The organism is Novipirellula rosea, from assembly GCF_039541335.1.
In the GTDB taxonomy this organism is placed as follows: Bacteria; Planctomycetota; Planctomycetia; order Pirellulales; family Pirellulaceae; genus Novipirellula; species Novipirellula rosea.
Genome location: NZ_BAABGA010000047.1, coordinates 22,836 through 36,362 on the forward strand (window position 1 = coordinate 22,836; position 13,527 = coordinate 36,362).

11 protein-coding genes are annotated in these 13,527 nt (G+C 53.1%); 5 read left to right on the top strand and 6 right to left on the bottom strand.

The window, feature by feature from the left end; translation table 11 throughout:
- Positions 1-145: 145 nt before the first annotated feature.
- The 5 genes from ABD971_RS18775 to ABD971_RS18795 all read right to left on the bottom strand — a co-directional run bounded on the left by ABD971_RS18775 (position 146) and on the right by ABD971_RS18795 (position 5,060).
- Entirely contained in the window at positions 146-775 is a 630-nt protein-coding gene (locus ABD971_RS18775; RefSeq protein WP_345324562.1) for an RNA-dependent RNA polymerase family protein, read from the bottom strand.
- Positions 753-1,628: a reverse transcriptase domain-containing protein gene (locus tag ABD971_RS18780; RefSeq protein ID WP_345324564.1), complete on the bottom strand. Its 876-nt coding sequence runs from the start codon at positions 1,626-1,628 to the stop codon at positions 753-755. Before ABD971_RS18780 ends, ABD971_RS18775 begins: the two co-directional genes overlap by 23 nt.
- Before the next feature lie 439 nt (positions 1,629-2,067).
- Positions 2,068-2,580, bottom strand: a complete 513-nt coding sequence (locus ABD971_RS18785; protein ID WP_345324566.1) for a TIGR03067 domain-containing protein — start codon at positions 2,578-2,580, stop codon at positions 2,068-2,070.
- A gap of 309 nt (positions 2,581-2,889) precedes the next feature.
- The gene (locus ABD971_RS18790; protein WP_345324616.1) at positions 2,890-4,188 is read right to left on the bottom strand and encodes an IS91 family transposase; all 1,299 of its coding nucleotides are present in this window, start codon (positions 4,186-4,188) and stop codon (positions 2,890-2,892) included.
- Entirely contained in the window at positions 4,104-5,060 is a 957-nt protein-coding gene (locus tag ABD971_RS18795) for a tyrosine-type recombinase/integrase (RefSeq protein WP_345324568.1), read from the bottom strand. Before ABD971_RS18795 ends, ABD971_RS18790 begins: the two co-directional genes overlap by 85 nt.
- A 1,260-nt stretch (positions 5,061-6,320) precedes the next feature.
- Here ABD971_RS18795 and ABD971_RS18800 point away from each other — a divergent pair.
- Genes ABD971_RS18800 through ABD971_RS36100 form a run of 4 tightly spaced genes read left to right on the top strand, consistent with a single transcriptional unit; the run spans position 6,321 to position 8,967 of the window.
- Positions 6,321-6,620 (top strand): antibiotic biosynthesis monooxygenase family protein, encoded by a 300-nt coding sequence (locus ABD971_RS18800; protein WP_345324570.1) that lies wholly within the window; start codon positions 6,321-6,323, stop codon positions 6,618-6,620.
- Complete coding sequence (locus tag ABD971_RS18805) at positions 6,617-7,675, top strand: cobalamin B12-binding domain-containing protein (RefSeq protein ID WP_345324572.1); 1,059 nt, start codon at positions 6,617-6,619, stop codon at positions 7,673-7,675. Before ABD971_RS18800 ends, ABD971_RS18805 begins: the two co-directional genes overlap by 4 nt.
- Before the next feature lie 14 nt (positions 7,676-7,689).
- A complete protein-coding gene (locus ABD971_RS18810) occupies positions 7,690-8,682 on the top strand; it encodes a sensor histidine kinase (RefSeq protein ID WP_345324574.1) in 993 nt (330 codons plus the stop codon).
- Between the two features lie 6 nt (positions 8,683-8,688).
- Positions 8,689-8,967: a response regulator gene (locus ABD971_RS36100; protein ID WP_425571336.1), complete on the top strand. Its 279-nt coding sequence runs from the start codon at positions 8,689-8,691 to the stop codon at positions 8,965-8,967.
- A 734-nt stretch (positions 8,968-9,701) separates the two neighbouring features.
- Here ABD971_RS36100 and ABD971_RS18815 read toward each other — a convergent pair.
- Positions 9,702-9,968: a hypothetical protein gene (locus tag ABD971_RS18815; protein WP_345324576.1), complete on the bottom strand. Its 267-nt coding sequence runs from the start codon at positions 9,966-9,968 to the stop codon at positions 9,702-9,704.
- Positions 9,969-11,179: 1,211 nt separating this feature from the next.
- Between ABD971_RS18815 and ABD971_RS18820 the strand changes: the two genes are divergently transcribed.
- On the top strand, positions 11,180-13,516 hold the full coding sequence (locus ABD971_RS18820) for a hypothetical protein (RefSeq protein WP_345324578.1): 2,337 nt from the start codon (positions 11,180-11,182) through the stop codon (positions 13,514-13,516).
- Positions 13,517-13,527: the final 11 nt, after the last annotated feature.

A 13,527-nucleotide genomic window follows, 5' to 3' on the forward strand; every position in this document is an offset into this window, starting at 1 on the left:
GGTCTCTTCGGTTTAGGTTAAGCTTTGTGTTCCCTGTTGGCCACCGGTTTCCCTGGTGGTGTCACAAGATTTTAACCCTGCCTCATTGACCCTCGGCCCCTCTCAGATCCGGACGTGCGGGGCTACCGCATCCGGCTCCCAGATTTCACTTCTCACCGCCACACAACTCCTGCCGGTTCATCGCGATCAGGTCCGTCAAACATTTCGGATTCGCCAAAGGATGAAGATCCGTGAATCGATTGAAATCGGTCCAGTTCACATAGCTCTTTTGACTGCGACGACTTAAGTGACGTTTAGCCATCCGGCGAACCTTGCTACGGTACGCCATCAGCATCGGCCAATTATCATTGATCCCATAATACTGATAGTGCCCGCGAAGTTTCGCGTTCAAGACTTGCCACATTTCGCCAACCGCAGTGGAAAGCTGATGATGAAACCAGAGCCGCATCTCTCTCAACTTCACACGCAGCTTCTTCCCCGACGTTTTCCTCTTCAGTTTGAACTTGCCCGCTCTTGAAAGACCGCAGTAGTGAGTGAATCCGAGGAAGTCGAAGGTCGCTGGGGCCCCTTCACCTCGCCGCTGGCTATCGCGACGCGCGAAACGTCCAAAACGAATCAACTTTGTTTTCTCCTCGGCGATGGATAACGAGAACCGGTCAAGTCGCTTAGGCAAAACCGCTTGGTATCTCCTCGCGTCCGATTCCAACTCGAAGCAGCAGATAAAATCGTCGGCAAAGCGTATCAAGTACGCTTCACCGCGAAGTCTCGGCCGCACCTCTTGTTCGAACCACTCGTCTAACGTAGTGCAAGTACACGTTAGCTAACAACGGTGAGAGACTTGCTCCTTGCGGAACTCCGTCTTCGGTTGCCTGCAATTTGCCATCGACCATCACACCCGCTTTCAGGAAACGGCAGATCAGCCGAAGCATCTTGCGGTCGCTGATGCGTTTCCGCAAAAGCTCGACAAGACGTTCGTGAGACACGTTATCAAAGAAGCCTTTGATGTCGGCGTCGCTAACCCAGTTCACTTTCCGCGTCGCAATGATTCCGCCAAGATTCACTAGTGTCCCGTGACACGATTTCCCAGGGCGATAACCATACGAAAAGTCATAGAAGTCGACTTCGTAGATTTGCTCCAAGATCATCACGAGCGCGCTTTGGACAAGTTTATCCTCCACGCAAGCGATACCAAGCGCTCGCGTCTTCCCATTCCCTTTGGGGATGTTCTTACGCAAGCTTGGCATCGGACGATAGCTACCCCGGTGCAGTCGACTGAGCAGTTCCCGAAGATTCCCTTCGAGATTCTCTTCGTAGTCTTCCACCGTGACGCCATCGACTCCTGGCGTTTTGCCTCGTTTCAATCGGCGAAAGGCGTACCATAGCAGCTCATAGTTGAGCAGCGAGAAGAGGTTATTAAACACCTCTTCGGGGTGCGTCTCCGCTCTGTGGGTGATGCGATCCAAGCGGTCCAGCACCGAAGACTCACCACTGAGTGTGGGCGGTGGGGCGTCTTGGTCGCGTAAAATCCTGACCGCCTTCCCTGCACCGGTATTACCCGGCTTCTCGCTACCCAATTGGACTTTGGGCGGCTGCGGTACTATGCGGCCATCCGAATCCCTGAGAGTCATTTGCCTTCGTCGCTTATTCCACTTCTCGGGCATACTCGGTTCGTTGTGATTGCAAGTCATAATCGAACCAAGAACTTCAGGGCCTCACTGGTTGCCTGGCTGACGTGTTGTATAGCGCGAATGGGGCGCCGACTCCGGGTCTCTTCACACAGCTTGCCAATATCGCGGTGCGAAGTGTTGCCTTAAGGCATGCACAAACCTTGGGCAGGGTCCAACAGTTACAAAATTTCGGAGCTAATCCCGTTCACGGTCGCAGGGCCACCTGCGATCCATTCATCCTCACTACCTCTCTGTGTACGCTTCAAACTGCGACTTCAGCTAATGATGTCTATACGCAGCCTGCAACACTCGATACTGGGCGTGTGGCTAGCACTTACCCAGGCGGGATTCCCACCCGCTCGTCAATCAGACCTTGCCAGTCCGCACGTGCACCGTTTTGTTATCCGTCGTCACCAGGAATGTCGACCCTCTGAAACTGAATCAGCGTGACAGACTTCCCGGTTGGAGACTCAAACTTCTTGGGACGCTCGGTATTCTCGTCGACAAGCGCGAGCGTCAACTTTCCATTTTCAAGTTTGTAGATGCCCTTGAGCCGAATGTTCCAGATGCCCTCTTTGAAAACGGGAAAGGTGCCATCGCGACTAGCCTTCACAAGCAGGGTGACCGCAATATCAACCTGCTTTGGTCGCGTGGAGCCGCGAAGGACAAGCGTCGCAAAATCAGTTTCATTTCCAAATTCCCACCGATCACCTGAAAACGTCTGGGGCGATTTTTTACGCGAATCCAATTGCTGTGAAACCCCATCTAGAATCAATTCCGACTGAAGCCATGTGCCTTGAATGCGTTTCAGGTCCTGTTTGCCAATCTTGTCATGCTTTGGTGCCTGCTGCGCGTTGACCGCAATTGGTCCACAAACAAGTACGAGCAAGCACGCGTTAAGGTGTGATGGCATATTTGGACGACGCGTTGTTCGGATAACGAATTGCGATCTATCCGGCTTTTTTACAGACGGATAGATCGCGCGTTGAACGTGACCGCTTTGGGTCTTGGTGATTTCAATCGATTCTCGATTGATTCCAGTGACGATTTTAGCCGACACCGAACGCGGGTTGCAAGCGTTTGGTGCGGCGTCTAAGCATGGTTTGGAGCGTTTTCACGCTGCTTAAGCGGGTTTGTCGGAGTACAGTGCAGCGGTCATCGAACCGGGACCATACTGGATCCCAATCTCGCTTTGTTCGTGGGCTGATGTGTTCACGACCAGTCATCCGCTCTCCTGATACCAGTATGGACGACTAGGGCTGTGCATGGTTCTGCTCCAGCTTGGCTTGTCTTCCACGTAGATCAGCTCCAAACTGCCGCCACACTCGGCACATTCCTTCTCGGGGACTTCGCTTGGATCGATGTCTTCATTTGAATCATCTTCAGCGGGACAGTTTCGTAAATCACGGCACAATTGCATGTAGTCCTCGCAGTGCCGGTTGCTCCAACCGCCATAACGCCGCGTTTTCACGTAGCCGCGTGGCAGGACGTGAAGCGACCAACGACGAACGAACTCCACTCCGTTGAGCGGAACTGGAACCTGTTTGCGGTCGCCTCCTCGCGTCGTTCCCTCCCGGGCCATGAACGTCACCGTGCCATCGTCATGTGAGACCAGGCGACGATCGGAGATCGGACCGCCAGTCAAGTAGCGTGCCAAGTACTTCAGCATCGTCTGTGAATCACAGTCACTCGTCGGAGGCGGCTGGATGTTCAGCCCCCAGGCAACGCTGGCAAGCTTTTCGAGCAACTTCTCGAATTCATCCTCGTCATTCAAGTCCTCGAACTCGCCTGTCAACTTGAGCTGACCATCGCGATGTAGTCGCCGCAGCCCCTCGATGAACCGCTCGCGATAGTTTCGCCGGAGTTCGCGGGCGTCCACCAAGTGACGGGACGTTTCTTGTCCTTTGAAACGGCACAGTTTCCAATGCCCCACTTTCCGCAGCGATGGGCCACCACTGGGCACCACGGCATGAACATGCCCGTGCGCCTCAAGCTTCTGGTTCCAAGTATGCAGCACCATCATCGCGGCAGCCTTGTACCCTTGCTCCGCTTCGATCGTCTCACGCAGCGCACCCCAACTCGTTCGAAACAGCAAGTCATAGATCGGCTTGCGGTTGCCCAACGCCAGTCGCGATAACTCGCTCGGCAACGTGAACACGACCTGAAAGTAGTCCACATCGGGCAGCAGCAACTTACAAGTTTTCTCTAGCCAATTAGCTCGCTTGCTGCCCGCACACTCCGAACAGTGACGATCACCGCACGAGTTGTAGATCATGCTTTCAGCGAGACAGCTTTTGCATTTGAATTGACGGATCCCCAACGCCGATGTTCGGCACAGCGACAACTTGGCCAGCGTACTTTGCACTTGCGGGACCGCCGCCGAAGGATGCTTTTGAACATACGCCCCAGCGTAATGGCGAAGCAGATCGGAGACCTTTAGTTGCGGTTTTTCGGCTTCTTTTTGTCCGCTTCCTCGTCGTTCTTTGACTCGGGAAGGCTGGCATACTCGTCCTGTTTCCAGCCCGGCAGTTGCCGCACCGGCGGCAAGTCGATCGGACTCGGCGCGGATCCCAAGTGCGTCCGCCGTACGTGCAGATAGATCATCGTCGTCGCAAAGCTTTTGTGTCCAAGCAACCGGCTGATCGTCAGCAGGTCGACGCCCGACTCCAGCAGTCCCGTCGCGTAAGAATGGCGGAGCGTGTGCGGACTGACGCTCTTGTTGATCCCGGCCTCCTTGCCCGCCAGTTTCATCGCTTTGCGTAGCGAGGTGTCGCTGATCCCGCAGTCGGGCGTCTTGCCTGGAAACAGGAAGTTCGGGGGTCGCTCGACTTTCCAGTACTGACGCAGTTCCTGTAGCAACCTGGGCGAGATGGGTACGTAGCGAGTCTTGTCTCCTTTGCCGCTGCCGATCCGCAACTGCATCCTGGTCGAGTCGATGTCGGGGATCGTCAAGTTCGCTCCTTCGCTGTATCTCAGCCCACAGGCGTAGAGGGTCGTCAGACAGGTGCGAATTTTCAGGCTGGGAACACACTGCAGCAAGCCGTCGACTTCGTCAATCCCAAGCACAGTGGGCAATCGCTTGGGCCGCTTGCCAAAGGGGATCATCGCCACCGGCCACGGCTTGGGGTAGGTGGTCCGGTAGAGAAACCGTAGGCCACAAACGGCTTGGTTGAAGCTGCTCCAGCCGACTTTACGTTCTTCGATCAAGTGCAACTGGAACGAACGAACATGCTCAGGCGTCGCATCTTGCAGCGAAGTGCCATCGAGGAAGTCGCCGAAGCGGCCGATGTGGTACGTATACGCATCAATGGTTGCGTCGGCGAAATGCCGGATTTTCATGTCTTCAGCGAGACGCTTGGTATTTTTGCTGAGGCGATTTTGATAAGGAGTCATGACAAAGATCTAATGAGGGAGGCAAGTCGCGAACGCTGAGTGCGTTTACAGGAATACTCCCCAGGATGCTTGCGCGTTTAAAAAGCGCAAGGCCATAATATCACTTTATTCGTCACAGCCGGACCACAAACAGGTGCTCGCGTCTGAGCCAAGGTGCGAGGCATGCACGTTAGTGCAACAAAGAAAGCTTGCTTGGCCAAGAAGCCAAACCACCGCTGTGCAAGGACACGAGCGAACGGAAACATCCAATCAACGCCGCATCAAAACAGACGTGCCCGACCCAAAGGTGTTAGGTTCAACGGTGCCCGTCACCGGGCCGGGAAAGTTGATTTACCATTCGTGAAAGCGCGCAAGCCCGGCTCCGGGCGAGTAGAACGGTGTCTTTCGGATGTTAGGATACGCTTTGTGTTCACGGTTTGCCACAGATTTCTCCTTGTGGTGTCACAATATTTGATCCTTGTCCAATTGATCTCCGACCCCTCTCAGAACCCAACTGGCGCCACCGGCGCATCCGGCTCCCAGCCGACACCTCTCACCTGGCAACACTTTGCACTCCCCATCGCAATCAAGTCTGTTATCTGTCCCGGATTCGGCAACGGGTGTCGCTCGAGGTAGAGTCCGTAAGCTTCCCAACTGAGATTTCGTCCCTTCTGACTGCGACGACGCATCCAACAAAGACCTAACTTTCGTGCCGCCTCCCGGAACTTCATCAGCATCTCCCAATTGTCATTGATATTGTAGCACTGAAAGTGTCCCTGGAGTTTGCGGACCAACGTTGGCCAGACCTCGCTGTGCGGCGTCGTCAACTTGGAGCGGAACCAGTCTTTGAGCTCGCGGATCTGCGATCGAAACTTCTTTGCCGATGTTCTCCGTTTCAATTTGAACTTCCCAGATCGGCTTGTGCCGCAGTAATGCATGAAACCCAAAAAGTCGAATGTGCCCGGCCCCCCTTCACAGGGCCGCTGTCCATCATTCTTGCGTGATCGCAGTCCTGGATGGACGCATACCGCCAATGCCGATTCGGTGCCATTTTGCGAATGGCTTGCAGCAGAACCTATTGGGCCCCTGATCGTCTATGAACTGTAGATCGACTATAACCGGAGTACGTCTTCAAAGGGCAAAGGTCGATTTGAACGTCATGCATGCGGCGGCGAGTTCGTCGCGAATAGTTTTATGGCGGGTGTGCTTTCTCCGCGGGACTCCCGTTCGCATGACACTTGGGTAGGGGCGGAACTATGAAACGGGAAAATTGAAGAAAAGATGCACGTAGTGATCAGTCAATTTGTCGTAGCAAATAAGATGGACGAAGACGTTCGTGACGCGTTTCGAAATCGTCCTCACTTGGTTGACGACGCTCCAGGATTCATCCGAATGGAAGTCATCTCGCCTGTTGACGAGCCTGAAATGTTTTGGTTAATGACTTATTGGCAGGACTATACTTCCTTTGAGTCCTGGCATCGCAGCCACCTCTATCAAGCTTCGCACGTGGGAATGCCCAAAGGGCTGAAGCTAGTCCCAGGCCAGAACAAAGTAACTCATTACAACCATATCTGCTCATGAATGTCTCTCAGGCAGTCGCGGAAATGCTAGACGTCCGGACCGAGGCTTTTTCAGAGCAGTTGGTCGAGCGGTACTTTGAACTCCATCCCGAGCTAAACCGAAAATTCGGCGAACGAGGCAAAGTCAAATGCCGTGAAGACGCACGATACCATCTAAATTATCTGATTTCGGCGATGCGAACTGGCAAGCCGACACTTTTTCTAGACTACGCTCAGTGGACCCAGCAACTGCTAGTGAATGTCGGACTTCCTTTTGACGAACTGAGACGCTATTTAGCTCAACTGCGAACCTTGTTGTTGGAGCAATTTCACCAGCAAGAGGAGCGTGATTCGATCACGTCATTTTTGGACCCGGCAATTTCGGCGGTCGGACATCGCCCATTGCCGCAGGCCAGCCATCTGGAAGGGGGATCGGAGACCGATCGGCTGGCGGCCACCTACCTGCAAACGTTGCTCGACGGAGATCGTACGTCTGCGGTTGAATTAGTTACGAATGCGGTTGATGACGGAATGCCCATCAAAACGGTCTATCTTGGCATCTTTCAACCAGTCCAGTACGAAATCGGCCGACTGTGGCATCTCGGCGAGCTGACGGTGGCACAGGAACATTTTTGTACGGCAGTTACTCAGTGGGTCATGTCGCGACTGTATCCGATGGTGTTCACCCATTCAGGGCGGGACAAACGATTGGTTGCAGCTTGCGTTTCAGGCGATCTTCATGAAATCGGTCTACGAATGGTGGCTGACCTGCTTGAGCTTGACGGTTGGAACACTTGTTACTTGGGCGCCAATGTCCCGATCCGAGGAATCGTGGAAACGGTCACGAAAGAGCGGGCGCAAATCCTTGCGTTATCTGCTACAATGGGCTTTCACCTTGGTCCGCTGACTCAAGTAATCGAGCTTCTCCGTGAAGATCCCGCGTTAGCGAATGTCAAGATTTTGGTCGGAGGGCGACCTTTTCTGATTGAGCCATCGCTTGTTCAGGCGATCAACGCCGACGCGATGGCGAGCAATGCGGAGGAGGCGATTTCGATTGCAAATGATCTTCTCGGCTAGAACCGGAGCCCCGAATGCCCTTCCGCGAGTCCGCTCAGACCGCCAACGCAGACTCTCCAGGTGAGCGGGAATTCGAGGAACTCACTCGAATCACAAACGAATTGATTACAACCCAGCGACAGCTTCACAAACAGAGCAGTGAACTTCGCCGGCTGAATCAAGAAAAGAACCAAGCGATTGGTATCGTCGCGCACGATTTGCGAAACCCGCTGGCGTTGATCAAAATGCAAGCCGAAGTGCTTCTTCAAGAGCTCTCGGGCATTTTGTCGGACGAACAGTGTACCTTGCTGCAAAGCATCACCGAGCAAGGTACGACTATGTTGACCATTGTCAATGACCTGCTGGATGTGTCAGCGATCGAAGCAGGTTCCTTCAATATCAAACTGGAAACTGTCGATGTGGTGGGACTGATTGAGCGTTTTGTGCAATCACAGCAGCTACTTTCAGCATCGAAATCGATCGGGATCGACTTTGTAAAGATGCCTGGAACACTCTTTGCCCGAGTCGATCCAGGAAAGTTTTTGCAAGTCCTGGGCAATTTGATTGGTAACGCGGTTAAGTATTCTCCCCCCGGGTCGCAGGTAATCGTAACGCTATCTCGGCACCCGGACACCTTCGAAGTTCGTGTCCAGGACTTTGGACCTGGCATCCCGGCGGACGAACTTGAATCGCTATTTGAGCCGTTTAAAACGGCATCGATCGTACCTAGCGGTGACGAAAAGTGCACGGGACTGGGTTTGGCGATTGTTCGTCGAATCATCGAAAAGCATGAGGGCGTGTTCGATGTAGAGAGTCAGGTCGACGTAGGATCCGTGTTTTCAGTGCGGTTACCTGTGGGCGTCTCAATGCAACCCAACGCTGCGGCCGTGGATTGCCAATCCGCTGCGGAAACACTTTCGGCAAAATCAGAAGATCCCAAGAGATTGCTACGTGTGCTTGTCGTCGATGATTGTAAAGCGGCGGCAAAAATTATGTTCCGACTGATTGATCGAGTTTGCCGGTCATAAATTGAAATTGCAAATGATGGAGCCACTGCGTTCGATTTGGTAGTCACCTTCAACCCTGATCTCGTTTTCCTTGACATTGAAATGCCAGGAATCGATGGGCGTCAGGTAGCGAAGCAAATTCGCGAGCATTTATCGACTGATGCGCCGATGATCTGTGCGGTTACGGCTCATGCGGTTAACGAACTCGAAAACATCTCCAAACTGGGTTGCTTTGATTCCGTTATCTCAAAACCGATAGCGATAGCAGATCTAAAAAGACTTCTAGCTCTTGCTCAGCAACGGTAACCTACCCCAAGTTGACGATTAAATCGTTCGCTACCCCCCAAGCCCAGACAGCTGGTCGATCGCATAAGCCATTGATGGGAGCACACGATCCGGTTTTGGCACTTCAACACTTGGAGATTACGATTACCGTTTATCATCGGGTTGCTCCTTTGCACCGCAGTGGATCATCAACGTTTCGTTAATCTACCGAATAAAATCGGCAGCGGTATCGAACACATTCCGCATCGACGTCGGTCGTCGAAACACTGCAGCTTATGGTCGCAACGTTTCTGTACCGCACGGACAATATCGGCCCACCGTCTGAGTCGATGGGCTGCCGTTAAAGAGATGAATCGAGACTGCTGGTTTCGGGTACGACGAGTGGTGCGATTGGCCCCCAATTCGACCACTCAGCGCAGCCCACATTCACCGAGCTAGGTCTCTGTCTGCTAACGACTTGCAGAAAGTCTCGCAACGTCCATCTGATCCCCTGGGGCGACCCGAATACGGTTCTGAGGCCAAAGGAGCTTTAAACACGATCCGATGGCTGGCATGACCGAAAGCACCAGCTTCGAAATCTGGAACTCGTTTCTGGTTGATATCGTTGAATAATGACTTCACTTTGACATTGACCCTATTCGGCCATGACATGAGTTCCTAGAGAAGTGAATCGAACACCGTTCCTCACGGCGTCTATAGACGGTTGCTAAAGAAGCGTTTGCGAATTTGGCCAGACCAGCCGTCAACGCTGCGGCCTAATTGCCAATACCGAGCTTGCCGGCCAGTTTAAGGAGTACATCCCGCTTCGCGAACTGCTCGCTGTCAAATAGGTCCGAGCTAAACTCTTCCACGTCGGAATCTATCGACTTTAGTCGCCACTTCCAAGTACTTGGATCGTCAAAGTCCCTCACCACAGAAACATTAAAACCGCGAATATTCTGCCACTTCGCCCCTGCGCCGCTGGTCTTCCACCGTCGATTCAGCCAAGTCTTAACGAACTCATCCCGCGGGTTAACGCTCATTTTCTTCCTTTCGCAAAAATGCCTCAAACCGGTATTTGGCCGTGCAGCGGTGCAACGCTTACTTTCTCATGAACCAATGGTATTGCTCCACCGCATTTGCTCGTCAAATACCATATCTGTCCCGTAGATTTGCGTGAACTGGATTAGCTAAAAATTTTCATGCAGAGTGACGCGGGCGGCAAGGGGGCAGTACTTCAATCCGGGTCCGCGATCGCTCTTCAAAATCACTCGATCGACGCGGTGATCCGAACGAACATGTCTCGATCGGCCTCGGTTGGAGCGACTGCGATTTGGACCCCGTTAGGTGTCTCTCGTGCTCTTTGGTGGTCCAACGACCGTGGCTGCGATTTTCTCAGCTGTGGGCGAATAGAATTTTGGCTCGTATCTGCCGGGCTGTCTGATCCGCTCGCGTTAGCATCGATGCCAGTCTCGGCACACGTGACCTCGAAAGCCAAGGGGCTCGGGGTTCAGCGACGAGGGTCGTGCATTCTGACCCTATCGGCGCAAGAGGTCTGACACGATCTAGGCTTCCTGTTTCGATAGAGTCAGCGACGTTTCAATCGTGTCAAATGCAAGTCTGGAAACGCAACGGGGCCTACCAGCCTGACGCTGGGCTTGCCGTTAGCATTTCGCTCGCTAGACTGAAACTAGCCCAATTGGATGGGCGTTGTCGAAATGCTTTCTGCTTTGCATCAGGAACGGTTAAAAGGACCGGAGCACGTCGATGACTCTTGAGCGTGGACAAGCTCACTACTCTCCTCGCGCTTTGCCCCAACTGCGTGCCGAGACAATCAATTTTTTTAATTGGTGGTCCCGGTCTGCGCTCTTCTTTTCTGGGGAAATGTTGTGTCTGCATCCGGGATCACCTCCACCCCCGTTTTAAGAGGTAGTCCCATGAGTCAAGCCCCATCTTCGGCAAGCATGTCCCACCAGATATCGCTCGCCATCCCCGCCGAAAGTCTTCGGCAGCTTATCGAGTCTGTTCTCGAATGCACCGGAACTCTGCCGGGCTGGCCAGTCGGTCGTGTTTCCCTTTCGGAATCCGAAGCGGCTGAGTGCATTGGCGTGCCACGACACGTCCTGCGTGACGCGAGGCTTCGATTGAAGCTCACGCATACCTTGATGGGTCGGACGGTGCTTTACACGTCCGCCCATTTACAGGCCGCGTTCGAGGTCCTTGTGGTCAATTCCAAGACAGTAGGGAAATCAACGTGATCGATAGCAACACTTACGAAGAAACGAAATCAACAGCAATAAAAGAGAATATTGAGATGGATAACCAAAATAAATCTGCAAATCAAAACCCCAGGTGGCACCGTGACGAAGAGGGAACCTATGAAACTAGGTGGAAGGGGAGAAATAGCTTTGACGTGAAGCTTGCGAATCACGGCGTTTACCTTGTTCGCGTAATCAATAAGGTGAAACCGAGGGGAACGGAGGTTTGGTGTCTGCTGAGATTTCTGAGTAAATCCAAACCAATTGAAATTAGGGTCAAATTGGAAAACTTGGTTGATGAACGTTCGTTCCTTCTAATCGCGCCGTTGGGATTCTCGTTTTCTGCCCTACCAAAGGCGTTCATTCTGTTCCGCGAGTGTTTGATGGATGATGTGGCAAATGCGGAACGAGAAGCGGTGGTGACTGAGCTTGGCTGGATGCTTTTAGATGGCCAACCTGTTTACGTAGACGCAGGAGAAATCATCCGTTCCGTTCCTTCGGCTCACGACGCCGTTTGGATGGACGAACCCGGTGCGGCGCAAACCCTTGGCCTCAAGGACATTAACGCGGCTTGTTCCGATGTTCCGATTTTAGCGAACAGCATAAAGGGCCTAGATCACGTTTCCGTGGAAGTGAGTCAACAGCTCAAGCGATACCGCCTCAAACCAGCTAGGTCAAAAAAACAAACTAAGAAGGCAATCAGGGGGTTTCTCGACATGCTCCTCGTTGGTGATCCAAACGTGATGTATCCGGCGTTCTTCTCCGTCATCGCAGCGATGATCCGAGATCCAAAATTTGTCGTGTTCCTCTACGGTCCGACGGGTTGCTTGAAGACGGCGCTAGGGAAACTGATGCTTTCTTTGTGGATCCAAGAGCCAAGCGATAGTGATTGCGTTGCATTCAATTCGACGTCCATGGGCATCCAGGCGAGATTCGCACGCTGTGGAAACGTCGGCATTCTTGTCGACGACTATTTGCAGCATTCAACTTCACGTCATGGCGGTATTGAATCAAAGCGTGCGGATGACATCATTCGTGCAATGGGGAACGGTGCATCTCGTGATCGTTGCAATGGCGACGGCAGCCTTCGTGATCGGGATGCGCCACGCGGTCTTTGCATCTTTACAGGGGAACAAATGCCCGATGGGCTTGACTCGATGCTCTACCGAACGATCAGCCTGTCTGTTGACGCTGAGACATTCGGGCAGGCCGCTGCGGGGCCTCGACCTAATCGCCTTGACTACTTTCAAGGATTGGCCGCCGACGGCGTGTTCACTCAAGTGACGCACACCTTCGTGACATGGCTGGCACCGCGTCTGTCAAACTGCCGCGAGGCGTTGGACGAACGGCATCTGTTTGACAAGGAACCGCCGGTTCATCGACGCGTCCTGGATGCGGCCAATGTAATTCAGTCAGCGGCAATGACTTTCCTGCACTTTGCGATGCAACAGGAGGCATGCACCGAAGAGGAAGCGGACGATCACTTTCATGCCTGTTCAGAAGCGTTAGTTGCCCATGTCAGGCGCATTCATTTGCAGTCCATTGACGACAAGCCGACGATGGCCTTTGCGGAGCACATCAGCGACGGGTTGCTGTCAGGGAGGGCGTACATTCAGATTGACGACATTGATGAGTACCTTGAATCAAATCCACTTGTTCCAATCGAAAACCTAGGTTATTCCGCGCAGCAAGTTCTTACTGTGAACAAACTCACGGCGGCGGAGGATGCGAACGGTAATTCAGATGAAGAAATCTATAAAACCGTTTACCGCCCCAATGGGACCAAGATTGGATGCCTGCACAACGGACAAATTGTTGACTTGATTCGTGACGAGGCCATGACGGTCGCAAATGCACTCGCACGCGGCAGCAACTCGTCGCCAATGCCATCCAAGAGGGCGTTTGGACGCCTGCTGAAAGATGACGGTTGGATTGCAAGTCATGAGAAAGATCGAAATACTCAAAAAGCTCGTCATGGTGGCGTACTCAAAGACGTTTGGCGAGTCCATCTGCTCTGCCTATATGAGCAAGCGCTTGACTGGGGGCAGTTCGATTTTGGGACGTACTCCAGCATGAAAGCCGACGAACGACGTTTAGCATGTCAGAAACGGCGTGAGGCAAACCTCCAAGTACTGAAAGATCGAATCGGATTGAGTCAGATTGAAACGATACTCAATCCGATACTTTCACCTGACGAAAAGGATGATCTGTTGAAGCCGATGCCACCACTCGGCGATGCTCCCAGCGTCACACGCCAACTTCGGGTGGCTCCGCCTAGCGTTCCTGATGTTCCTGGTTACGGCAAATCACCCAAGGATGACTTACTGGCCTAGATGATCGTTTG